Below are 21,995 nucleotides of genomic sequence, written 5' to 3' on the forward strand. Positions count from 1 at the left end.
GGCTGGAAATTGCAAACCCCGCATTGTCGCGGCTTGACGCCCCCGGGTGCGCTCACTACATTACTAACCCGCCAGTCATTAAGAAATCGATGCCCGCCGCCTCCCGCTTCATCAGCGACAAGCTCTTCCCCGAACGCGCCAAGCGCGAGCGACGCAAGGAGGCGCGGCCCGGCGAACTGCTGGAGGCGGCGCTGGACCTGTTCGTGGCCAAGGGCTTCGCCGCCACCCGGGCCGAGGAGGTGGCGGCCCGCGCCGGGGTCTCCAAGGGCACCCTCTTTCTCTATTTTCCGAGCAAGGAAGAGCTCTTCAAGGCCGTGGTGATCGAGAACCTGTCCGGCCGCTTCACCGAATGGAATGCCGAGTTCGAGGCCTTCGAGGGGAGCACCTCCGACATGCTGCGCTACTGCATGCGCATCTGGTGGGAGCGCGTGGGCTCGACCAAGGCCTCGGGCCTGACCAAGCTGATGCTCAGCGAGGGGAGCAACTTCCCCGAACTGGCCGAGTTCTACCGTCAGGAAGTGGTGCGGCCCGGGCACTCTCTCCTGCGGCGCATCATCCAACGCGGCATCGACAGCGGGGAGTTCGGGCCGGTGGACGTGGACCATGCCATCTATTCGGTGATCGCGCCGATGATCTTCCTCATGCTGTGGAAGCACTCGGCCATGGTCTGCGTCGACGGAGAGGCCGATATCGACCCCGAAAAGTACCTTGCGATCCAGGCCGAGACGGTGCTGCACGGCCTGAGCAAGCCGCAGAAGGCGGGCCCATGAAGCGCATCCTCGCCTGGAGCGTCGCGGCCCTGCTGCTGGTGCTGCTGGCCGCCGGTGGGCTGCGTGCCATCGAGGCACGTCGTGCGAAGCAGGCCGCGGCAGCGCCGCCGGCCGAGACCGTGGTCCAGCTGGCCCCGGCCGACGTGGTCCGCCCGGCCAGGCGCGAGCTGGCGCAGACCCTGTCGGTGTCGGGCACCCTCAGGGCGGTCGACTGGGCCCTGGTCAAGGCCCGCGTCGCTGGCGAGCTGACCGGCCTCACGGTGCGCGAGGGCGACACGGTGAAGGCCGGCCAGGTGATCGCGCGCATCGAGCCGGCCGAATACCAGTCCCGCGTGCGCCAGGCCCAGGAGCAGGCCGACAGCGCCAGCGCCCAGGCCGAGGTGGCGCAGCGCACCTACGAGAACAACAAGGCCCTGGTGGACCAGGGCTTCATCTCGCGCACCGCGCTGGACACCTCCCTGTCCAACCTCAATGCCGCGCGCGCCACCCATCGCGCCGCGCTGGCGGCGGTGGAGATGGCGCGCAAGTCGCTGCACGACACCGCGCTCACCAGCCCGATCGACGGCCAGGTGGCACAGCGCCTGGCGCAGAACGGCGAGCGCGTCTCGGTCGATGCGCGGGTGATCGAAGTGGTGGACCTCAGCCGCCTCGAAGTGGAGGCCACGCTCTCGGCCGCCGACTCGGTCGCCGTGCGCGTGGGCCAGCGCGCGACGCTGCAGGTGGAAGGCAGCGGCCTCCTCGACCCCACCAGCGCGGCGCGCCAGGTCGATGCCACCGTGGTGCGCGTGAACCCCAGCGCGCAGGCCGGCAGCCGCAGCGTGCTGGTCTACCTGCGGCTGGACCGCAGCACCGGCTTCCGCCAGGGCCTGTTCGCGCAGGGCACCCTGGCGGTCGGCCAGACCGAGGCGCTGGCGCTGCCCCTTTCGGCGGTGCGCATCGACAAGCCGGCACCCTACGTGCAGGTGGTGATCGAGGGCCGCATCGCGCACCGCCCCGTCCAGACCGGGCCGCGCGGCCAGGTCGGCGGCCAGACATTGATCGCGGTGCAGGGCGTCGAGGAGGGCATGCCGGTCGTGGCCGGCACCGTCGGCCAGCTGCGCGAAGGCACCGCGGTGAAGCTCGCGGCGCCCGTCGCCCCTTGAAGGCATCCGGCCGGCCATGTGGTTCACCCGCGTCAGCCTGAAGAACCCGGTCTTCGCGACCATGCTGATGCTCGCGCTGGTGGTGCTGGGCCTGTTCTCCTACCAGCGCCTGGCGGTGGACCAGTTCCCCAACATCGACTTCCCGGTGGTGGTGGTGATCACCGAATACCCCGGCGCCTCGCCCGAGATCGTGGAGAGCGAGGTGACCAAGAAGGTGGAGGAAGGCGTCAACGCCATCGCCGGCATCAACGCCCTCACCTCGCGCAGCTACGAGGGGCAGTCGGTGGTGATCATCGAGTTCCAGCTCTACGTGGACGGGCGCAAGGCGGCCGACGACGTGCGCGAGAAGGTGGCGGCCGTGCGGCCCCTCTTCCGCGACGAGGTGAAGGAGCCGCGGGTGCTGCGCTTCGATCCGGCCTCCCGGCCCGTGTGGTCGGTGGCGGTGCTTCCGGACGGCGCCAAGGGCAGTCAGCCTTCCGCCGTCGAACTGACCAACTGGGCCGACCAGGTCCTAAAGAAGCGCCTGGAGAACGTGCGCGGCGTCGGCTCCGTCACGCTGGTGGGCGGCACCAAGCGCGAGATCAACATCTACCTCAACCCGCAGGCGATGGAGGCCTTCGGCGTCAGCGCCCAGCAGGTGGTGGAGGCGGTGCGGGCCGAGAACCAGGCCCTGCCGGTGGGCGCGGTGCGCTCGCTGGAACAGGAGCGCGTGGTGCAGATCGATGCGCGCATGGCGCGGCCGGAGGACTTCGGCCGCATCATCCTCGCGCGCAAGGGCGGCGCGCCCATCCGCATCGACCAGGTGGCCAGCGTGCGCGACGGCGCGCAGGAGCTCGAGAGCCTGGCGCTCTACAACGGCCAGCGCACCCTGCTCCTGTCGGTGCAGAAGGCGCAGGACGAGAACACCATCCAGGTGGTGGACGGCCTGCGCAAGGCGCTGGTGGACATCGCGCCGCAGTTGCCGCCCGGCGTGAAGCTGGAGCCCATCGGCGACGCCTCGCGGCCGATCCGCGTCGCGGTGGACAACGTGCGGCGGACCCTCATCGAGGGAGCGCTGCTCACGGTCCTGATCGTCTTCCTGTTCCTCAACTCCTGGCGCTCGACCGTCATCACCGGGCTGACGCTGCCGATCGCGCTGATCGGCACCTTCTGGTTCATGGCCATGTTCGGCTTCACCATCAACATGGTGACGCTGATGGCGCTGTCGCTGTGCGTGGGCCTTCTGATCGACGACGCGATCGTGGTGCGCGAGAACATCGTGCGCCACGTGCAGATGGGCAAGGCGCCCTACGCCGCGGCGCTCGACGGCACGCAGGAGATCGGCCTGGCGGTGCTGGCCACCACGCTGTCGATCGTGGCGGTGTTCCTGCCCATCGGCTTCATGGAAGGCATCATCGGCAAGTTCTTCCACGAGTTCGGCATCACCATCGTGGCGGCGGTGCTGATCTCGATGTTCGTGAGCTTCACGCTGGACCCGATGCTGTCCAGCATCTGGCACGACCCGTCCATCCATGCGCACGGCGAGCGCAAGGCGCCCACCGGCCTCTACGACAGGACCATCGGCCGCGTCACCGGCTGGTTCGACCGCGCCACCGACCGCCTCGGCGAGGGCTACCAGGCCATCCTGCGCTGGTCGCTCGCGCACAAGCTCGCCACCCTGCTCACCGCGATCGGCATCTTCGTCGCCAGCGTGCTCATGGTCCCGTTGCTCGGCAGCGAGTTCGTGCCCAAGGCCGACTACTCCGAGACCAACATCAGCTTCTACACGCCGGTCGGCTCGTCGCTGGAGGTGACCGAGGCCAAGGCCCGCCAGGTCGAGGGCATCCTGCGCGAGATGCCCGAGGTGCGCTACACGCTGAGCACCATCAACACAGGCGACGCCCAGGGCAAGATCTACGCGAGCATCTACGTGCGCCTGGTCGACCGCCACCGGCGCAGCCGCAGCGTGGACCAGATGTCCACGGTGCTGCGCGAGCGGCTGCGCACGATCCCCGGCATCACCGTCACCCACGTGGGCCTGCGCGACTCGGTGGGCGGCAACAAGGCGATCGAGTTCTCGCTGCAGGGCCCCGACCTGCAGGAGCTGGAGCGGCTCACGCAGCGGGTGATGGAAACGATCCGCCCCATCTCCGGCCTGGTGGACCTCGACTCCAGCCAGAAGCCCAACAAGCCCACCGTGAACGTGGTGGTGCGGCGAGATGCGGCGTCCGACCTGGGCCTGGGTGTGGCGCCCATCGCCGCCGCCCTGCGGACCCTGGTGGCCGGCACCACCGTGGGCAACTGGCGCGCACCCGACGACCAGACCTATGACGTCAACGTGCGCCTGGCGCCCGAGGTGCGCAACTCGCCGGCCGACCTGGCGCGTCTGCCCTTCGTCAGCACCACCATGGGGGCCAACGCCGACGGCTCCAGCCGCATCGTGCGCCTGCAGCAGGTGGCCGAGGTGCGCGAGAGCACCGGGCCCAACCAGATCAACCGGCGCGCCCTGGCGCGCGAGGTGAGCATCAACGCCAACGTCGCGGGCCGCTCGGCCGGCGAGGTCTCGGCCGACATCCGCACCGCGCTCGCCGGCATCGCCTTCCCGCCCGGCTACGGCTGGCAGTTCAGCGGCTCGACCAAGAACATGCAGGAGTCCTTCGGCTACGCGGTCTCGGCCCTGGCGCTGGCGATCATCTTCATCTACATGATCCTGGCCAGCCAGTTCAAGAGCTTCCTGCAGCCGCTGGCGCTGATGACGGCACTGCCGCTCACGCTGATCGGCGTGGTGCTCGCGCTGATGGGCTTCGGCTCGACGCTCTCGATGTTCTCGATCATCGGCATCGTGATGCTGATGGGCCTGGTGACCAAGAACGCCATCCTTCTGGTGGACTTCGCCATCCGCGCACGCGAACCGGTAGTGCAGCCCGACGGCAGCGCCACGCCCGGCCTGCCGCGGGCCGAGGCCCTGCTGCTGGCCGCACGCGTGCGGCTGCGCCCGATCCTCATGACCACGCTGGCCATGATCTTCGGCATGGTGCCGCTGGCTTTCGCCCTCAGCGAGGGCTCGGAGCAGCGCGCCCCCATGGGACAGGCCGTGATCGGCGGCGTGATCACCTCCTCGCTGCTCACCCTGGTCGTGGTGCCCGTGGTCTATTGCTACATGGACGACCTGGCCGCCTGGGCGAAGCGCCTGTGGCGCGGCGAGCGCCGGCCGCGGCCGGAGGCAGGCGCGTCACATGCGCCGCCTAAAATTGAAGGTTTGTCCTGAATCAGCCCCGCGCATCCCTGCACACATCCATACGAGGAACCATGCCATGACCGCCAACCCCGACCTGGAGCGCCTGCGCTTCAACATGATCGAGCAGCAGATCCGTCCCTGGGATGTGCTGGATTTCGAGATCCTCGAGCTGCTCTCGCAGATCCGCCGTGAGGACTACGTGCCCCGCGCCCACCGCGGCCTGGCCTTCTTCGACATGGAGATCCCGCTCGAAGGCGCCAAGAACAAGGAGCCCGGCCAGGTGATGCTCTCGCCCAAGGTCGAGGCCCGCATGCTGCAGGACCTGCACATCCAGAAGCACGAGACCGTGCTCGAGGTCGGTACCGGCTCCGGCTTCATGGCCGCGCTGCTGGCCCACCGCGCGGCCCAGGTGCTGACCCTGGAGATCGATGCCGGCCTCGCCACCCTGGCGGCCGAGAACCTGCGCCGCAACAGCGTGAACAACGTGGAGGTGCGCCATGCCGACGGTGCCGTGCCGCTGCCCAGCGGCCCGACCTTCGACGTGATCGTGCTCAGCGGCTCGGTCGCGCGCCTGCCGCAGGGCCTGATGGGCTCGCTCAAGATGGGCGGGCGCCTGGCCGCCGTCGTCGGCGACGAGCCCATGATGCGGGCCCACTTCGTCACCCGCGTGGGCGAAGGCAAGTGGGACATCCTCCAGCCCTGGGACACCGTCGCGCCGCGCCTGCTCAACTTCCCGGCGCCCTCGCGCTTCAACTTCTGATGATCGAGCAAGTTGCCCCGGCCCGGCTGGCCGACTGGTTCGCGCTCGACGCCGCCGCGCAACCCGTCCTGCTGGACGTGCGCGAGCCCTGGGAGCGCCAGACCGCGAGCGTGACGCCGCAGGGCTTCACGCTGGTCGCGATCCCGATGAACGAGATCCCGGCGCGCCTGGCCGAGCTCGACCCCGCCCAGCGCGTCGCCTGCCTGTGCCACCACGGCGCGCGCAGCCAGCGCGTGGCCCTCTTCCTCGAACAGAACGGCTTTGCCGAGGTGGCGAACGTCGCCGGCGGCATCGACGCCTGGTCGATCCAGCACGACCCCTCCGTTCCGCGCTACTAGACAGACATCAAGGACCTTCATGCCCGTGCACCGGCTTCTTCCCCTCACGGCGGCCATCGCCGCCGCGATCGCATTGCCGGCCCACGGCCAGAGCCTGATCGAACTCTACGAAGCGGCACGCGGCTACGACGCGACCTACCAGGCCGCCCGTGCCCAGTACGACGCCACCCTGGCCCGCGCGGCGCAGGCGAAGGCCGGCATCCTGCCGTCGGTCGGGCTGTCGGCCGGCGCCTCGCGCACCGAGCTGGACGTGCACACGCCCGCCGGAGACAGCTCGCGCGGCTTCAACACCCAGAGCGCCGGCATCAACGCCACGCAGCCGCTGTACCGCCCCGCGAACTGGGCCACCTACGAGCAGAGCAAGCGCCAAGCCGACATCGCGCAAGCCGTGCTGACCATCGCCGACCAGGACCTGGTGGTGCGGGTCAGCCAAGCGTACTTCGACGTGCTGGCCGCGCAGGACACGCTTTCGCTGGTGCGCGCCCAGAAGGCCGCAACGGCCGAGCAGCTGGCCGCCGCCAAGCGCAACTTCGAGGTCGGCACCTCCACCATCACCGACAGCCGCGAGGCACAGGCACGCTACGACCTGGTGATCTCGCAGGAGATCGCGGCCCAGAATGACCTGCAGGTCAAGAAGATCGCGCTCGACCAACTCGTCGGCCGCCCCGGCAGCGTGCCGGTGGCGCTGGCCGCGCCGGTCCAACTGCCCGAGGTGATGCCGGCCGACATGAATGCCTGGGTCGCGCAGGCCGAGGACGTGAGCCCCTCGATCCGCCAGGCCCGCCTCGGCCTGGACGTGGCCGGGTTGGAGGTACAGAAGGCCCAGGCCGGCCACAAGCCCACCATCGACGCCAACCTGGGCTACAACGTCACCAACAACCCGCAGGGCACCAGCACCACCACCGGCCGCTCGCGCATCAATGCCGCCACCGTCGGCGTGACCTTCAGCATGCCGCTGTTCGCCGGCTTCGCGATCGAGAACCGCGTGAAGGAAACGCTGGCGCTGGAGGAACAGTCGCGCTCGGTGCTCGAATCCACGCGCCGCAGCGTGACGCAGGCCACCCGCGCGGCCTACCTCGGCCTGGTGTCGGGCGCGGGCCAGGTGAAGGCGCTCGAAGCTGCCGAGGCATCCAGCCAGAGCGCGCTCGATGCCAACCGCCTGGGCTACCAGGTGGGCGTGCGCATCAACATCGACGTGCTGAACTCGCAGAGCCAGCTCTACCAGACCAAGCGGGATCTCGCCGTGGCGCGCTACAACGTGCTGCTGGGCAATCTCAAGCTGCGCCAGGCCAACGGCACGCTGACGCCGGACGACCTGCGCCCCATCAACGGCACGCTCGCCACCGATGGCCGTCCGGCCGTCGACATGACCGCCACGCCGCCGCAGCCGCCGCAAACACCGTTTTCGCAGCCCGGCACGACGGGCCAGCCGCCCGGCGCGCCCGTGGTCATTCCGCAAGTGCCGCCGGTGCAGACCCCGCCGTTCACGCCAACGCCGCCGACGATGCCCTCGCCGCCTCCGCCGCCGGTGATCCTGCCGCCGACGCGCTGAGCGCGGGCCGCCCGCCTCAATCCAGGCTGGGCTCGGTCCGCTCTTCGGTCATTGCGGCCTTGGGCTCCGCCGCGGTTTCAGCGATCGCCAGCAGCGCCGCCGCCGTGCGCTGCGCCGCGCCCCGGTTCGCGCTGGCAAAGGCCTGCGCCGCCTCCGCCATCGCCTCGCGGCGCTCGGGGTTCTCGACCAGCTTGAGCGCCGCCGTGACCGCATGCTCCATGTCGCTCACGCGCAGCGAGGCGCCGGCCGCGAGCGAGAGCTCGGCGGCCTCGGCGAAGTTGTAGGTCGACGGCCCCATGACGACCGGGCAGCCGCAGGCGGCCGCCTCGATCAGGTTCTGCCCGCCCAGCGCCTCGAAGCTGCCGCCCAGCAGGGCCACGTCCGCGAGCCCGTAGTACAGCGCCATCTCGCCCAGTGAATCGCCGAGCCAGATCTCGGACTCGGCCGGCGCGCCCGCCGTGCTGCGCCGCGCGACGGCGAAGCCCTTGGACTCGATCAGCGCGGCCACCTCGTCGAAGCGCTGCGGGTGCCGCGGCACGATCATCCATTGCACGTCGTGCACGCGCCTGGCGATGGACTGCACCGCGTCCTGCGCCGGCGGCACCGGCGACAGCGCGCCGAAGCGCTTGAGCACGTCCAGCAGCTGTGCCTCCTCCCCGTCGCGCGAGCTGGCCAGCATGACCACGGGACGCGGCAACTGGCCGCGCAGGCGGGCCGCGGTCGCGAGCTGCCTCGCATCGGGGGTGGCATCGAACTTGAGGTTGCCGTAGACCCCCTCGACCTTGGCGCCGAGCGAGACCAGGCGGTGCGAGTCCGCCTCGGTCTGCGCCCACACCGCGGTCAGCGACGAGTAGGCGGGCCGCGCCAGCCAGCCCAGGCGCTCGGCCGAGGCCAGCGAGTTCTCGTTCAAGCGCGCATTGGCCAGCACCAGCGGAATGCCGCGCTCGGCGCAAGCGGCGGTGAGTTCGGGCCAGACCTCGGTCTCCATCAGCACGCCGATGCGCGGCTCGAAACGGTCGAGGAAGCTGGCCACTGCGGCCGGCGCATCCCAGGGCTGCCAGACCTGCAGGTCGCCCTCTTCCAGCAGCTTGGCGCCCTCCTCGCGCCCGGTGGCGGTGCCGTGCGTGAGCAGGATCGGGATGCCCGGGTACTGGCGCCGAAGCTCGGCGATCAGGATGCCCGCGGCCCGCGCCTCGCCCAACGACACCGCGTGGACCCAGCACCAACCGGTGCCTGCGGCGGACTCGTCATAGGACCCGAAGCGCTCCTCGACCGCATGCGCATAGCCGGGCTCGGCCACCGCGCGCCGGCGCAGCTTGCGCCGCACCAGCGGTTGGGCAAGGGTGGTGAAGGCGCCGTACAGGCGCAGCAGCAGCGAACGCACGCTCAATCGGAATCCGTGGGTTCAATGCGCGGCTTCGGCCAGCGTGGCGTCGGGCTTCACGCCCTTGAGCAGCGCGAGGAAGGCGTGCTGAATCCGGTCGAGTGCGGCCTGGGTCTGGCCCTCGAAGCGCAGCACCAGCACCGGCGTGGTGTTGGACGCGCGGATCAGGCCGAAGCCGTCCGGCCAGTCCACGCGCAGGCCGTCGATGGTCGAGACCTGCGCAGGCGCGTCGAACTTCGCGGTGCCCACCAGCTTCTCGACCAGCACATGCGGCTCGCCTTCGGCGCACTTCACATTGAGCTCGGGCGTGGAGAAGCTGGTCGGCAAGCCGTTGAGCGTGTCGCTGGCGTTGGGCGTCTTGCTCAGGATCTCCAGCAGGCGGCAGCCCGCATAGGTGCCGTCGTCGAAGCCGAACCAGCGCTCCTTGAAGAAGATGTGGCCGCTCATCTCGCCGCCCAGCGGCGAATCGATCTCCTTCATCTTGGCCTTGATCAGCGAGTGGCCGGTCTTGTAGATCATGGCCTTGCCGCCGGCCGCCTCGATGGCGGGGCCGAGACGCTGCGAGCATTTCACGTCGTAGACGATGGTGCCGCCCGGCACGCGCGAGAGCACGTCCTGCGAGAACAGCACCATTTGGCGGTCCGGGAAGATGTTCTGCCCGTCCTTGGTGACGATGCCCAGGCGGTCGCCATCGCCGTCGAAGGCCAGGCCCAGCTCGGCATCGCCGGCAGCCAGGGCCGCGATCAGGTCCTTCAGGTTCTCGGGCTTGCTGGGATCGGGGTGGTGGTTGGGGAAGTCGCCATCCACCTCGCTGAAGAGCTCGGTCACCTCGCAGCCGATGGCGCGCAGGATGGCCGGGGCGGAAGCGCCCGCGATGCCGTTGCCGGAATCGACCACGATCTTGATGGGCCGGGCGAGCTTGATGTCGCCCACGATGCGCTGCGTGTAGGCCTCCATCACGTCGACCTTGCGCACGCTGCCGCCGGGGGCGAGCTGGGCGCTGCCGGCTTCCATCACGCGCCGCAGGCCCTGGATCTCGTCGCCGTAGATGGCGCGGCCGGCCAGCACCATCTTGAAGCCGTTGTAGTCCTTGGGGTTGTGGCTGCCGGTGACCTGGATGCCGCTCCTGGCCAGCGTATTGGCCGCGAAATAAAGCATGGGGGTGGTGACCGCGCCGACGTCGATGACCTCGATGCCGGTGGCCACCAGGCCGCGGATCAGGGCCTCGGCGAGCGCCGGGCCCGAGAGGCGCCCGTCGCGCCCGACCGCCACCGCCTGCTCGCCGGCCGCGCGGGCCGCGCTGCCGAAGGCCTTGCCGAGCGCCTCGGCGACATCGGCGTCGAGCGTGGTGGGCACGACACCACGGATGTCATAGGCCTTGAAGATCGATGCGCTGAGCTGCATGGGCGTCCTTTGCAGTGATTGAATGAGTTCGGAAAACTGAAGACGATTGTAGGCATGCGCCTTTCGTGCCAGATGTCCGGAAATGGCTACTCCTGCGCGCCCCGATTCGTATCATTTGGTGCATGTCCTCCGCTGCCGCCTCCCCCGCCGAGCTCGAAAGCGACGCCTGCTATCTGGCCATGAAGGCCCATGACGCGCGCTTCGACGGCTCTTTCTTCACCGCCGTGACTTCCACCGGCATCTACTGCCGGCCGGTCTGCCGCGTCAAGCTTCCGCGGCGCGAGAACTGCCGCTTCTTCCAGCACGCGGCGCAGGCCGAGGCCGCGGGCTTCCGCCCCTGCCTGCGGTGCCGCCCCGAGCTGGCGCCGCGGGCCGCGAGCTGGTCCACGGAAGATGCCTCCCGCATCCTCGCCCTGCAGGCCGCCCGCCTGATCGACGAGCCCGACGCCTGGGACGACGAGGGCCCCGGCGCCGCGCGCATCGCCGCGCGGCTGGGCGTGAGCGACCGGCACCTGCGCCGCATCTTCGAGGCGCAGTTCGGTGTCTCGCCGCTGCAATACCTGCAGACACGCCGTCTGCTGGCCGCCAAGCAGCTGATCGCCGACACCCGGTTGCCGATGACGCAGGTGGCCCTGGCCAGCGGCTTCGCCAGCGTGCGGCGCTTCAATGCGGCCTTCGTGTCGCACTATGGCCTCAACCCGAGCGCCCTGCGGCGCGCCGGCCCCGGCGCGGGAGGCCGTGCAAGCGACGCCATCGATGTGCGGCTGGGCTTGCGCCCGCCCTACGACGCGGAAGCGATGCTCGGCTTCTTTGCACGACGCGCGCTGGGCGGCGTGGAGTTGGCCGAGCCGGCCGGCAGCACGCCGCAACTGGCGCGCACGCTGCGCGTGGCACAGGGCGAGCAGGTCCATGCAGGCTGGCTGCGCCTGCGTTTCGACGGCACCCGCGAACAATGGCTGCTGCAGGTGGGCGATTCCCTCGCCGCCGTGCTCCCCACCGTGATCAGCCGCGTGCGCGCCATGCTGGACCTGGATGCCGACCCGATGGCGATCAACGCCACGCTGCATGCCAGCTTCCCGCAGGGCGACGGGCTGCGCGTGCCAGGCACGGTGGACGGCTTCGAGCTCGCGGTGCGCGCGGTGCTGGGCCAGCAGATCACCGTGGCCGCCGCCCGCACCTTGGGCACACGCCTGGTCCAGGCGCTGGGCGAACCCATCACCACGCCGATCGCGGGGCTGGAGCGCCTGTTCCCCACGCCGGCGGCCATCGCCGGCGCCAGCGGCGACCTGCTGGGCGGCATCGGGATCGTGCGGCTGCGGCAGGCAGCGCTGTCGGCGCTGGCACACGCGGCGATGGAAGGCCGGCTGACGCTGCACCCAGGCGCCGACCTGCCTGCCACGCTCGCCGCCCTGCAGGCGCTGCCCGGCATCGGCGACTGGACCGCGCAGTACATCGCGATGCGCGCGCTGCGCTGGCCCGATGCCTTCCCCGCAGGCGACGTCGCGCTGCAGAAGGCCCTGCGCGTCTCGTCGGCGCGTGCCGCCGCCGAGGCTTCGCAGGCCTGGCGGCCCTGGCGCAGCTATGCGGTGCTGCGCGCATGGCACAGTCCGCTTCCGGCCACCGAAACCGCCGCGACGCCCGCCGCCCTCGACAGCGTTCCCGCCTGAGGCTCTTTCATGAAGTTCAAGAACACCACCATCCGCAGCACCCGCATCGACAGCACCCTCGGCGGCATCGTCCTGGCAGCCACAGACCACGGCCTGGCCGGCGCCTGGTTCGAGCGGCAGCGCCATTGGCCCGACACGGCGGGCTGGCAGGTCGATGACGCACATCCCGTGCTGCGCCAGGCAGTCGCCCAGTTGGCCGATTACTTTGCGGGGCGGCGCAGGCATTTCGACCTGCCGCTGGACCTGTCGCACGGCACCGCGTTCCAGCAGACCGTCTGGCAGGCGCTGCTGGCCATCCCCATCGGTCGCACCACCAGCTACGGTACCCTGAGCAGCGACATCGGCAAGCCGGCAGCCGTGCGTGCGGTCGGTGCGGCCGTGGGCCGCAACCCGATCAGCGTGATCGTGCCCTGCCACCGCGTGCTGGGCACCGACGGCTCGCTGACCGGCTATGCCGGGGGCCTCGAGCGCAAGAGCGCGCTGCTGCTGCTGGAAGGTGCTCTATGAGCGAAGGCGAGTGCAGCGCCGAAGGCAAGCCTTCGACCACCATACCCGCGGCCCTCTCCGCACGTCCGTCGGGCAAGGCCTGGCTGGTGGACCTCGTCCTGCTCGGTGCCCTGTGGGGCGCCTCCTTCCTCTTCATGCGCATCGGCGCGGCGGAGTTCGGCGCGCTGCCGACGGCGGCGGTGCGGGTCGGGATCGCCATGCTGTTCCTGCTGCCGCTGCTGCTGATGCGCGGGCAATGGTCCAGCCTCAGGCAGTACTGGAAGCCGGCGCTGGGCATCGGCGTCCTCAATTCCGGCCTGCCCTTCGCCCTCTTCTGCTTCGCGCTGCTCAGCATCAACAGCGGCCTGGCCGCCGTCCTCAATGCCACCGTGCCGATGTTCGGCGCATTGGTGGCCTGGGGCTTCTTCGGCGAACGGCCCGACCGCTCGCGCAGCCTGGGCCTGGTGATCGGCTTCGCAGGCGTCGCCATGCTGGCGGGCCGCAGTGCCGGCTTCCACTCGGGCGCCGACGAGACGGCGGCACGCTGGGCCATGGCCGCCTGCCTGGCGGCCTGCATCTGCTATGCCTTTTCGGCCAGCCTCACCCGCAAGTACCTGACCGGCGTACCACCGCTGGCCACCGCCGCCGGCAGCCAGATCGGCGCCACGCTGGCACTCGCCCTGCCGGCGCTCTGGCTGTGGCCGGCGCAGATGCCCAGCCTCAAGGCCTGGCTCGCACTCGTGGCCTTGGGTGTCGCCTGCACCGGCGTGGCCTACATCCTCTTCTTTCGCCTGATCGAGAGAGCGGGCCCGGCGCGCGCGCTGACCGTGACCTTCCTGGTCCCGGTGTTCGCGCTGTTCTACGGCGCCATCTTCCTCGGCGAGGACATCACGCAGTGGATGCTGGTGTGCGCGGTGGTGATCGTGTGCGGCGTGGCGCTGTCGACCGGCATCGTCAAGCTGGGCCGGCGGCAGGGCGCGACGGCCTGATCGGCGGATCAGGCCCGCGCCATCTTCAGATCGCTCCGGCCACCACGTTGATCGACAAGGCCAGCACCAGCATGTTGAATGCGAAGGACAGCACGCTGTGCACGAGCGTGATGCGCCGCATCTCGCGCGAGCGCACCTGCACGTCCGAGACCTGCGAGCACATGCCGATCACGAAGGCGTAGTAGAGAAAGTCGAAGTAGTCTGGCGCCAGCTTGCCCGGGAAGTCCAGGCCCGGGTGCCGCGCAGCATCGGCCTGGTAGTAGCGGTGCGCATAGTGGAAGCCGTAGATGGTGTGGATCATCAGCCAGGCACCCGCGAGCGCAATCAGCCCGAGCGCGATGTGGCCGGCGCGCTGCGAGCCGGTCAGCGATCCGCTGCGCCCGATCAGCACCGTGATCGCCGCCACGCTCGCGACGACCACGACCACCATGGTGGCCAGGATCAGCGCGCTGGGCTGGTCCAGCGACTGCGCGCGCGCCCGCGTGCTGTCCGCGTCCGAGCATTCGGCCAGCCACCAGGCCAGCAGCAGATAGACCGCCGCGCCACAGCACCAGCCCAGCAGGCCGCGCATCGCGCCGTCCAACGGCCAGGGCGGCAGCCCCACGGCGAGCCCCACCACCGCACCGAGCAGCAGCCGCTGCCAGCCGATCATCCAGGTGAATGGAATGCGCATGCGCGGCACTGTAACGTGCGGCGACAATCGTGGCCCCCATGACGAAGAACCGATTCCCCTGGCGCCGCCTGCTCGGTGCCGCCTTCGGCCTCTGCACCCTGGCCCATGGCGCTTCCCCCGCTCCTGCGCGCGTGCCCGACACCATCGAGCAGCGCGCGGCTGCCTGCATCGCCTGCCATGGGCGCGAGGGCGCCAGCACCAACGCCGGCTACTTCCCGCGGCTGGCCGGCAAGCCAGAGGAATACCTCTACAACCAGCTGCTGAGCTTCCGCGACGGTCGCCGCTTCAACAGCGACATGGCCTACATGGTGCGGCACCTCTCCGACGGCTACCTGCGCGAGATCGCCCGCTACTTCGCCGAGCTCGACCTGTCCTACCCGCCGCCGCCCACGCGCACCGACGCCTCGGAACAGAGCCTCGCGCGCGGCAAGGCCCTGGTGTTCGAGGGCGATGCGGGGCGCCGCATCCCGGCCTGTGCCACCTGCCACGGCGAGGCGCTGACCGGCATCGCGCCCGCCATTCCCTCGCTGCTCGGCCTGCCGCGCCTGTACCTGGCCTCGCAGCTGGGCGACTGGCTCAACAACGGCCGCCATGCACTCGCGCCCGACTGCATGGCCGAGGTGGGCCGCAGGCTCGATGCCGCCGACATCAACGCCGTGGCCAGCTGGCTCGCACTGCAGCCGGTGCCGGCCAATCCCAAGCCCGCGGCCGCGCCCGCACGACCGCTGCCGATGCCCTGCAGCGCGATGGGGAAGTGAAGGCCATGCGACGCATCCTCTACACCCTGATCGCCCTGGGCGTCTTGATGGTGCTGGCCGCGCTCGGCCTCGTGGCCCTCAACCTGCGCGGCGAAGACCCGCTGCCCGAAACATCGGTCGCCTTCGCGTCCACGCCCGACCTGGTGGAACGCGGCCGCTACCTGGCGCTGGCCGGCAACTGTGCCGGCTGCCACACGGCGCGCGGCGGCGCGGCCTATGCCGGCGGCGTGGGCATCGCCACGCCCTTCGGCACCGTCGTCGCGAGCAATCTCACGCCGCACGACGAGGCCGGCATCGGCCGCTGGAGCGCCGCGCATTTCTGGCGCGCGCTGCACAACGGACGCTCGAAGGACGGGCGCCTGCTCTACCCCGCCTTCCCCTATCCGAGCTTCACGCACATCACGCGCGAGGACTCGGATGCGATCTATGCCTACCTGCGCACCGTGCCGGCGGCCGCGGCGCCGAACGCGCCGCACCGGCTGCGCTTTCCCTACGACACCCAGGCCGCGCTGGCGGTGTGGCGCGCGCTCTTCTTCACGCCGGGCACCTTCGCGCCCGACCCCACAAAGCCCGCCGAGTGGAACCGCGGCGCCTACCTGGTCGAGGGCCTGGGGCACTGCATCGCCTGCCACGGCACGCGCAACGTGCTTGGCGCGACCGAGGAGAAGCTGGGGCTTTCCGGCGGCCTGATCCCGGTGGAGAACTGGTATGCGCCTTCGCTCAGCGCGAAGCGCGAGGCCGGCGTGGCCGACTGGGACACGCAACACGTGGTCGCGCTGTTGAAGACCGGCACCTCGCCGCGCGGTTCGGTGATGGGGCCGATGGCCGACGTGGTCTACGGCAGCACGCAGCACCTGAGCGATGCGGACCTGCAGGCGATGGCGGTCTTCCTCAAGCAACTGCCCGAGGCCCCGGCGAAGAGCGGCGCCGCGCCGGAATCACCCCTGCGTCGCGACGCCGGCGTGATGACGCGCGGAGCCAAGATCTACGACCAGCAATGCGCCTACTGCCACGGCGACGCGGGCCAGGGTGCCGAGGGGGCCTACCCGCCGCTGGCCGGCAACCGCGCGGTGCTGATGGATTCGCCCGCCAACCTGGTGCAGGTGCTGCGCCACGGCGGCTTCCTGCCGGCCACGGCCGGCAATCCCCGGCCCTACGGCATGCCGCCCTTCGGGCATGTGCTGGACGACGACGGCATCGCCACCGTGCTGACCTACATCCGAGGCGCCTGGGGCAACGACGCCCCGCCGGTTTCTCGCGCGCAGATCATGCGGCCGTCCTGAGTCACGGCCTGGTGTGGCAACGGGACATGGGACATGTACGAGATGCTGACGTTGGCGCCGCTGAGCGTAGTGCGCGCAAGGCGGGTGTCCTCTGATTCCAGGATGTCGTCGGCCTTGCGCCCCAGCCATGACCCCAGGTCGTGCAGGCCTAACAGCCCGAAGTCGCCCCCCGCGCTGACGCTGCCCTGCGTGCCGCTGAGGTGCGAGCCCTCGATGGTGATGTCGTTCCTGGCGCCCAGCGAGACGAGGCCACCCGAGAAGCTGCTGGCGATGCTGGTGCCGGTGTCCCAGCCGCCGCTCACGCGGTTGTCGGAGCGGCTGAGCAGGCCCTTGTCGGTCCACTGCATCTGGTAGCTGCCCGTGCCTTGCGCCTGGCCCGATTCGATGCGGATGTCGCGATCCGCGTGCACGCTCAGCAGGCCGGCGCCGGCGTCCACCGTGGCCTGGCGTGCGTTGACATCGCGCCCCGCATTCAGGAGCGTGGTGCCATCGGTGGCGATGTGGTGCCGATCTCGCGGGAGGTGGCGCCCGACATCGACGCGCCGCTGCCGAAGCCCGCCACCGAGGTGGATTTGCACACCGTCTGGAGTGGACACCAGTGGTTGGAATAGCGCGGGCGCTGATATTGAATCAATCTGGTAGTTCAATGATGCGCTCGTCGCAGCTCTCGTCGGCCAGAAAGTCTCGCCAAGCTTTGAGGGCGAGGCGGTAGGTTATCAAGCTAACTTGGCCGCCTGGTTCGCCATCCATGATGGAGTACTCGAAGATTACCCTGTCAGGGAAGATGATCGTGGTCCAGGCATTTCCAGTTCCTTCCCATTTAGGAATCCGGCCCGTAACGACATCTTCAATGGCCTTCTCCGTGATAAGAAAAGATGCTTCCGATCGCACATCGTCGCGGAATTGGTATGGCATGTACTGAAGCTCACCTTCGGTACCTACTACAGAAACCCCATCCTTTTCGATTACTTCGCAGCCCTCCAAGCGCTGAGGACAAAAGCCTTTGCGCGTTAGCCTGTTGTGGTGATCGGTATCCGGCCATGTTTCGAGCACTCTGAACATTCTTAGTTTCATCTTCTCTACCTTAAAGGCCATCCGCGCCATTGCGTGATGCTGGCGGTTGGTGGAACGAACTGCACTTTGATCCCGGAGTATGTTCTCCCGATCCATTGGCCGTTTGGCTCGATCGCTTTATTGTTGAACGCGATAGTCAGTTCATAGTTGAGTCTGGCTTCGGACCAACTTTGCGGGAAGAACGTTGAAGACCTACTCTTGTCAACCCATTGACCCAACGCATTCTGAACCTGCACAGTACCTTCATAGACCCCATTTGCATCTGGCGGCTTCGTGTAACTGTTGACGCGCGCGACACCTTCTCCGCTGGGCTCATGATGGAAGCCGACTGCCCTGCCGACCCGGTTGATGTGTCCTTGAGCAATGTGTTCGATGTCAATCTGCTCGAGGACTGCCTGATCCGTGCGTTTCGCGTAATAGGCATTGATGCTGTCGCCCATGCGCTGCCCGGGTGTCGGCCCTTTTCGGGCGCTCTTGCCGCCATCTCCATCGATGAGCGACACGCCCAGCACCGCAGCAAACAGCGGCGGACTGCCCGCCAGCGTGTCTCGCACATACTGGTCGACGGGATTGCCTTCGTCCGAGCGCCCGTTCTGCATCCGGGTGACTGCGGCAGACAGTTCGTCAGGCCTATAGGGGCTCTTGCCAGCCTGTTCGTCCAGGAACTTCGCAGCCGCCGTGTTCGGATCGAACTTCGATATGGCTTCATCGCGGGTGCGGGCATAGATGGAGCGTTCGAGTTCACGGTCAGCCACGCAAGCCGTGTTGCTGCTGCACATCGCCGCGATCTTGCTGTCGCTCAGTAGATCAATCTGGGCTTGCGCCTGAGCAGCGACGCCTTCGCAACTGGAGGGCCCCTTGCACCCTTCCCCTGCGGCAAGAATGCGTTGCTGCATCTTCGGATCGCGGATCTGTTCCGGATGGGCAAGATAGTTGTTCGCCGCCGCATTGCTCCCTGCCTGGCTGCCGATGTTGATCTGGCTGGCATCCCCGCCCGTGACCGCCACCGCGATACCGCTCACCATGGCAGCGAACTGCACCGTGTCAGCTTGCCGGCCGTAGGTCTCGGCCGCGATCTCGCCGATCGCTGCGCCGAGTGCACCCGGCGCACAACCGCTGGCACTGCTGGCCCTCGCTGCCCCCACCACGCATCCCGCGATCGCATGCGCGACCTTGTTGGTGAAGCCATCCAGCGTGCCGTTGGCGGTCAACTTGCCGATCGCATTCGCACCTTGCGCAGCGACCGTATCGAGCAGCGCATTCTTCAGCCCTTCCTTTAGGTTCTGCTCGAAGCTGCCGCCGTTGATGGCCGTCTTGATCACCGCCCGCGCCGCGCCCGCGGTGAGGTTCTGTCCCAACTGCGTCATGAAGGGCTGGGCACCGCCGCCAACTGTCGGCAAGCCCGTCGGGTCCAGATTCAGCCCCGCCAGCACCCCGCCCGTGACGATGGCCGTCAGCAGATTCTTGACGCTGGCGCTCGATCCCAGGTCATCCAGTGCTCCTGCGATGTCGCCCCGGTTGTTGACCAGCGCCACGCTCGCTTGGCTCGCCAGCGCGGTAACGCCTGCCGTGACCGCACCGCCCACGACGCTGGAAGCGGTCAGGCCCCCGGCAGCGACGAACCCACCTTCACCGAGCGCCAAGACGCCGCTCGTCGCCACGGCTTCACTGGCTGCTGTCCCTGCGGCAGATGCCGCGCCGAAGGTGAAGTAGTTCACCACCAGCGTCACGATGGCCGCCCCCTCGGGCGTGAGTCCCTGCTGCTTGTAGTCCCAGTTGCGGTGCGCTTCCTCGACCTTGACCCAGTCGACCTTGCCACTCAGGTTGGGATCGTTGTTGAGCTGCTCGATCCAGCCCATGCCCGGCTGCCTGGCGAGTTGCTCGAGGCTGTCTCTCGCCCCGACCCCGGCCTGCACCCGGTTGGCGTTGACCGCCAGGGCGGCGGCGTTGAACTGGTTGTAGTTCGTGGTCTCGTCGCTGGTGCCGCGCGATCCCTGCTGCTGCCATGCGAAGTCCTTGCGCTGGCTGCCGGTTTCCAGCGTGGCGACGGTGCTCTGGGTATCCAGGTACAGGGTCTCGGCGCTCAGGCTCAGGGTTCCCGGGGTGTTGACGGTGGTGCCGGCGATGTGCAGGTCGCCGCCCTTTCCTTCGGGCCCGGTGGCGGTGATGCTGACGTTGGCGCCGCTGAGCGTGGTGCGCGCAAGGCGGGTGGTCTCTGAATCCAGGGTGTCGTTGGCCTTGGCGCCCAGGCCATGGCCCAGGTCGTGCAGGCCCAGGGGCCCGAAGTCACCACCACGCTGGCGCTGCTCGCCGCTGACCTCGCTGCGGTTGGTGGCAGCAGTGATGTAGATCTCGCCGCCTTCGATGGCGATGTCCTTGGCGGCCGCGACCTGCACGCCCTGCAGCTGGACCACGCCACCGCCCTGCAGCAGGACGCCACCTTGGCTGCTGGTGATGGTGCTGGGCGCGGCCGTGTCGGTCCTGACGTCGATGCCGGTGCCCGAGGCCCTGTTCTGCATGAAGACCGGATCGAAGATCGGGCTGGAGCGCTTCTTGTCGACGTCGATGCTGGTGCTGCTGGGTGTTGCGGCCCTCGTAGATGTTCAGCCGGTTGCCCGCCGACAGCTCACGCCTCGTGTGCCGCTCACGTAGGGAGACGCTACTTCAAATTGGGCCCGTTCACGAAATCAATCAATCGCTCTAATTCCAGGCCGTACGCGGTCGGCTCTGATTGGGCATCGAATCCCTTATCACACAGCTCCAAAGCGATCACATCGATGATTGCCTTACGCTCAGCCGGCGTCACTTTGTTGCGCGACAGGTTTTCTATCAACGATAGATCTGCGCCACGGAATGTGAAAACTTCCTCAAGAAGGGAAAGCATCCTTTGAGTCAAAATTAGATTCATGGTTGTCGAACCCCCGACGCGCCAGTTGCCCAGGTGGTAATAACCCTGCCCTGTCCGTTTACGACAACCACGGCATCCTTACCAGTCAACATAAATCGTCCGCCGCTTTGTCCTGTGATGCTAATAGGATTCTTGAAGGCATCAAGTATCGCGTCAGGCGAAACACCCGCGCCGTCACGCGAAATTGCTTGATTCAGTCCATGACGCGAATACCCAGTGATTTCTACCGGCAGAGGTACACCCGCTACCTCCTCTGCCTTGAGTTGCATGCGCAAACGGGCGGCGTTCGCGAGGCTACTTGCCTCTCCGGCAGCCTCCCTCATTGCTCTGGACTCGGCCACCGCTACCTTTGCCACATCTTCCGCTGTCGCGCCGGCCTTGATAAGCGTGCCGGCCTTGCTGACTGCCTTGCCGCCCCCAGGAAACACGTCAAGCACGCTCGTCGGGAAGAGTGCTTCATTGGCGGCGTAGATGACGCCGAGTGCAGAGATTTCTGAATCGGTGAGTCCACCGCGCGCTCCGGCCTTCTCCAGGTACTCCCGGATCAACTGTTGCTTCTCGACGAGTGGCTTCAGTTCGAGCGCCTTCAGGCCATCGGCCAGTTTGCTGAGCGCACGATCAACATAGTGCTTGAGCGCATTGTTGGCTGCAGCATTCGCGGCCGCACCGCTCGCAAGGTTGATCTGGTCTACGTCGAGCCCTGCGATCGCAGCGCCAATGCCGCCTAGCATGGCGGCAAACTGGGTTGCCGCAGGTTTGGGGTTGCCGTTCTCGTCGAAGCCGAACGCTTCGCCACTGATCTCTCCGATCACAGCGCCAATCGCGCCCGCCGCACATCCGTCGCTTGCTCTTGCCGCCCCAACTGCACATCCGGCAACCGCGTGTGCCACCTTGTTGGTGAAGTCGTCCAGCCGGGCACTCCCGATCGCGAATGCTGTTTGCGCGGCAACGGTATCCAGGATCGCGCCCTTCAGCCCTTCCTTCAGGTTCTCCTCGAAGCTGCCGCCATTGATGGCCGTTCCGATGAGCGCTCTGGCTGCGCCCGCAGCTAGGTTCTGTCCCAACTGCGTCATGAAGGGCTGCGCACCACCGCCCACCGTCGGCAAGCCGGTCGGATTGAGGTTCAGTCCCCCCAGCACCCCACCGGTGACGATCGCCGTCAGCAGGTTCTTGACGCTGGCACTGGACCCCAGGTCGTTCAGCGCGCCTGCGATGTCCCCCCGGTTGTTGATCAGCGCCACGCTCGCCTGGCCCGCCAGCGCCGTCACACCCGCTGTCACCGCACCGCCCACCACGCTGGAAGCGGTGAGGCCCCCGGCAGCGACGAACCCACCCTCTCCCAGCGCCGCGACGCCGCTGGTCGTCACGGCTTCACCGGCTGCTGTCCCGGCGGCAGATGCCGCGCCCCACGTGGCCCATGCCACCGCCAACGTCACGATGGCCGCGCCCTCGGGCGTGAGGCCCTGCTGCTTGTGGTCCCAGTTGCGGTGCGCTTCCTCGACCTTGACCCAGTCGACCTTGCCACTCAGGTTGGGATCGTTGTTGAGCTGCTCGATCCAGCCCATGCCCGGCTGCCTGGCGAGTTGCTCG

General features: G+C 68.5%; 20 protein-coding genes. 12 read left to right on the top strand and 8 right to left on the bottom strand.

Annotated elements, in window-relative coordinates:
- Positions 1-89 precede the first annotated feature (89 nt).
- From A8M77_RS07025 to A8M77_RS07050, 6 genes are read left to right on the top strand one after another with little or no spacing between them, the layout of a single operon-like run.
- Positions 90-770, top strand: coding sequence for a TetR/AcrR family transcriptional regulator (locus tag A8M77_RS07025; RefSeq protein ID WP_086920822.1), 681 nt, complete (start codon positions 90-92; stop codon positions 768-770).
- Positions 767-1,912 (top strand): efflux RND transporter periplasmic adaptor subunit, encoded by a 1,146-nt coding sequence (locus A8M77_RS07030; protein ID WP_086920823.1) that lies wholly within the window; start codon positions 767-769, stop codon positions 1,910-1,912. The genes A8M77_RS07025 and A8M77_RS07030 overlap by 4 nt, the downstream gene beginning before the upstream one ends.
- Positions 1,913-1,928: 16 nt before the next feature.
- Positions 1,929-5,159, top strand: coding sequence for an efflux RND transporter permease subunit (locus A8M77_RS07035; RefSeq protein WP_086920824.1), 3,231 nt, complete (start codon positions 1,929-1,931; stop codon positions 5,157-5,159).
- A 46-nt stretch (positions 5,160-5,205) separates the two neighbouring features.
- Positions 5,206-5,889: a protein-L-isoaspartate O-methyltransferase family protein gene (locus A8M77_RS07040; protein ID WP_086920825.1), complete on the top strand. Its 684-nt coding sequence runs from the start codon at positions 5,206-5,208 to the stop codon at positions 5,887-5,889.
- The gene (locus tag A8M77_RS07045; protein ID WP_086920826.1) at positions 5,889-6,227 is read left to right on the top strand and encodes a rhodanese-like domain-containing protein; all 339 of its coding nucleotides are present in this window, start codon (positions 5,889-5,891) and stop codon (positions 6,225-6,227) included. The genes A8M77_RS07040 and A8M77_RS07045 overlap by 1 nt, the downstream gene beginning before the upstream one ends.
- Before the next feature lie 19 nt (positions 6,228-6,246).
- On the top strand, positions 6,247-7,779 hold the full coding sequence (locus A8M77_RS07050; protein WP_086920827.1) for a TolC family outer membrane protein: 1,533 nt from the start codon (positions 6,247-6,249) through the stop codon (positions 7,777-7,779).
- A gap of 16 nt (positions 7,780-7,795) precedes the next feature.
- Here the strand turns inward: A8M77_RS07050 and A8M77_RS07055 are convergent, their stop codons facing one another.
- Entirely contained in the window at positions 7,796-9,163 is a 1,368-nt protein-coding gene (locus A8M77_RS07055) for a 3-deoxy-D-manno-octulosonic acid transferase (RefSeq protein WP_086920857.1), read from the bottom strand.
- A 21-nt stretch (positions 9,164-9,184) separates the two neighbouring features.
- On the bottom strand, positions 9,185-10,567 hold the full coding sequence (locus A8M77_RS07060) for a phosphomannomutase/phosphoglucomutase (protein ID WP_086920828.1): 1,383 nt from the start codon (positions 10,565-10,567) through the stop codon (positions 9,185-9,187).
- 122 nt (positions 10,568-10,689) lie between these two features.
- Between A8M77_RS07060 and A8M77_RS07065 the strand changes: the two genes are divergently transcribed.
- Genes A8M77_RS07065 through A8M77_RS07075 form a run of 3 tightly spaced genes read left to right on the top strand, consistent with a single transcriptional unit; the run spans position 10,690 to position 13,709 of the window.
- Positions 10,690-12,234, top strand: coding sequence for an Ada metal-binding domain-containing protein (locus A8M77_RS07065; RefSeq protein WP_086920829.1), 1,545 nt, complete (start codon positions 10,690-10,692; stop codon positions 12,232-12,234).
- Between the two features lie 9 nt (positions 12,235-12,243).
- Positions 12,244-12,741 carry a methylated-DNA--[protein]-cysteine S-methyltransferase gene (locus tag A8M77_RS07070; RefSeq protein WP_086920830.1) on the top strand — a complete coding sequence of 166 codons (498 nt, stop codon included), beginning with the start codon at positions 12,244-12,246 and terminating at the stop codon, positions 12,739-12,741.
- Positions 12,738-13,709: a DMT family transporter gene (locus A8M77_RS07075; RefSeq protein WP_086920831.1), complete on the top strand. Its 972-nt coding sequence runs from the start codon at positions 12,738-12,740 to the stop codon at positions 13,707-13,709. Before A8M77_RS07070 ends, A8M77_RS07075 begins: the two co-directional genes overlap by 4 nt.
- A 25-nt stretch (positions 13,710-13,734) precedes the next feature.
- Here the strand turns inward: A8M77_RS07075 and A8M77_RS07080 are convergent, their stop codons facing one another.
- Positions 13,735-14,382 (bottom strand): DUF1345 domain-containing protein, encoded by a 648-nt coding sequence (locus tag A8M77_RS07080; RefSeq protein WP_086920832.1) that lies wholly within the window; start codon positions 14,380-14,382, stop codon positions 13,735-13,737.
- A 38-nt stretch (positions 14,383-14,420) separates the two neighbouring features.
- On the opposite strand from A8M77_RS07080, the gene A8M77_RS07085 reads away from it, so the two are divergent.
- Both A8M77_RS07085 and A8M77_RS07090 read left to right on the top strand, forming a co-directional pair.
- On the top strand, positions 14,421-15,140 hold the full coding sequence (locus tag A8M77_RS07085; RefSeq protein WP_086920833.1) for a c-type cytochrome: 720 nt from the start codon (positions 14,421-14,423) through the stop codon (positions 15,138-15,140).
- A 5-nt stretch (positions 15,141-15,145) separates the two neighbouring features.
- Positions 15,146-16,423, top strand: a complete 1,278-nt coding sequence (locus A8M77_RS07090; protein ID WP_086920858.1) for a c-type cytochrome — start codon at positions 15,146-15,148, stop codon at positions 16,421-16,423.
- Here A8M77_RS07090 and A8M77_RS07095 read toward each other — a convergent pair.
- Genes A8M77_RS07095 through A8M77_RS07110 form a run of 3 tightly spaced genes read right to left on the bottom strand, consistent with a single transcriptional unit; the run spans position 16,354 to position 20,016 of the window.
- Positions 16,354-17,001 carry a hemagglutinin repeat-containing protein gene (locus tag A8M77_RS07095; protein WP_143694557.1) on the bottom strand — a complete coding sequence of 216 codons (648 nt, stop codon included), beginning with the start codon at positions 16,999-17,001 and terminating at the stop codon, positions 16,354-16,356. The two genes, A8M77_RS07090 and A8M77_RS07095, sit on opposite strands and share 70 nt — an antisense overlap.
- Before the next feature lie 52 nt (positions 17,002-17,053).
- Positions 17,054-17,485, bottom strand: a complete 432-nt coding sequence (locus A8M77_RS07105) for a hypothetical protein (RefSeq protein ID WP_086920836.1) — start codon at positions 17,483-17,485, stop codon at positions 17,054-17,056.
- A 17-nt stretch (positions 17,486-17,502) separates the two neighbouring features.
- A complete protein-coding gene (locus A8M77_RS07110) occupies positions 17,503-20,016 on the bottom strand; it encodes a DUF637 domain-containing protein (protein WP_086920837.1) in 2,514 nt (837 codons plus the stop codon).
- Here A8M77_RS07110 and A8M77_RS37200 point away from each other — a divergent pair.
- Positions 20,015-20,149: a hypothetical protein gene (locus tag A8M77_RS37200; RefSeq protein WP_272947429.1), complete on the top strand. Its 135-nt coding sequence runs from the start codon at positions 20,015-20,017 to the stop codon at positions 20,147-20,149. The two genes, A8M77_RS07110 and A8M77_RS37200, sit on opposite strands and share 2 nt — an antisense overlap.
- A 7-nt stretch (positions 20,150-20,156) precedes the next feature.
- On the opposite strand, the gene A8M77_RS35115 is transcribed toward A8M77_RS37200, so the two are convergent.
- A complete protein-coding gene (locus tag A8M77_RS35115; protein ID WP_143694558.1) occupies positions 20,157-20,381 on the bottom strand; it encodes a hypothetical protein in 225 nt (74 codons plus the stop codon).
- Positions 20,382-20,401: 20 nt separating this feature from the next.
- Positions 20,402-21,995 (bottom strand): DUF637 domain-containing protein (locus tag A8M77_RS07115; protein ID WP_192871559.1); only part of this gene is annotated, 1,594 nt, incomplete at its 5' end.

The sequence above is a fragment of the Variovorax sp. JS1663 genome, from assembly GCF_002157355.1.
In the GTDB taxonomy this organism is placed as follows: domain Bacteria; phylum Pseudomonadota; class Gammaproteobacteria; order Burkholderiales; family Burkholderiaceae_C; genus Variovorax.

Coding starts and splice junctions, on each gene's coding strand:
- A8M77_RS07050 (WP_086920827.1), top strand. CDS start 6,247: ATGCCCGTGCACCGGCTTCTTCCCCTCACGGCGGCCATCGCCGCCGCG.
- A8M77_RS07045 (WP_086920826.1), top strand. CDS start 5,889: ATGATCGAGCAAGTTGCCCCGGCCCGGCTGGCCGACTGGTTCGCGCTC.
- A8M77_RS07105 (WP_086920836.1), bottom strand. CDS start 17,485: ATGTTCAGAGTGCTCGAAACATGGCCGGATACCGATCACCACAACAGG.
- A8M77_RS35115 (WP_143694558.1), bottom strand. CDS start 20,381: ATGCTTTCCCTTCTTGAGGAAGTTTTCACATTCCGTGGCGCAGATCTA.
- A8M77_RS07035 (WP_086920824.1), top strand. CDS start 1,929: ATGTGGTTCACCCGCGTCAGCCTGAAGAACCCGGTCTTCGCGACCATG.
- A8M77_RS07070 (WP_086920830.1), top strand. CDS start 12,244: ATGAAGTTCAAGAACACCACCATCCGCAGCACCCGCATCGACAGCACC.
- A8M77_RS07025 (WP_086920822.1), top strand. CDS start 90: ATGCCCGCCGCCTCCCGCTTCATCAGCGACAAGCTCTTCCCCGAACGC.
- A8M77_RS37200 (WP_272947429.1), top strand. CDS start 20,015: ATGAAGACCGGATCGAAGATCGGGCTGGAGCGCTTCTTGTCGACGTCG.
- A8M77_RS07040 (WP_086920825.1), top strand. CDS start 5,206: ATGACCGCCAACCCCGACCTGGAGCGCCTGCGCTTCAACATGATCGAG.
- A8M77_RS07090 (WP_086920858.1), top strand. CDS start 15,146: ATGCGACGCATCCTCTACACCCTGATCGCCCTGGGCGTCTTGATGGTG.
- A8M77_RS07060 (WP_086920828.1), bottom strand. CDS start 10,567: ATGCAGCTCAGCGCATCGATCTTCAAGGCCTATGACATCCGTGGTGTC.
- A8M77_RS07110 (WP_086920837.1), bottom strand. CDS start 20,016: ATGCAGAACAGGGCCTCGGGCACCGGCATCGACGTCAGGACCGACACG.
- A8M77_RS07085 (WP_086920833.1), top strand. CDS start 14,421: ATGACGAAGAACCGATTCCCCTGGCGCCGCCTGCTCGGTGCCGCCTTC.
- A8M77_RS07075 (WP_086920831.1), top strand. CDS start 12,738: ATGAGCGAAGGCGAGTGCAGCGCCGAAGGCAAGCCTTCGACCACCATA.
- A8M77_RS07065 (WP_086920829.1), top strand. CDS start 10,690: ATGTCCTCCGCTGCCGCCTCCCCCGCCGAGCTCGAAAGCGACGCCTGC.
- A8M77_RS07080 (WP_086920832.1), bottom strand. CDS start 14,382: ATGCGCATTCCATTCACCTGGATGATCGGCTGGCAGCGGCTGCTGCTC.
- A8M77_RS07030 (WP_086920823.1), top strand. CDS start 767: ATGAAGCGCATCCTCGCCTGGAGCGTCGCGGCCCTGCTGCTGGTGCTG.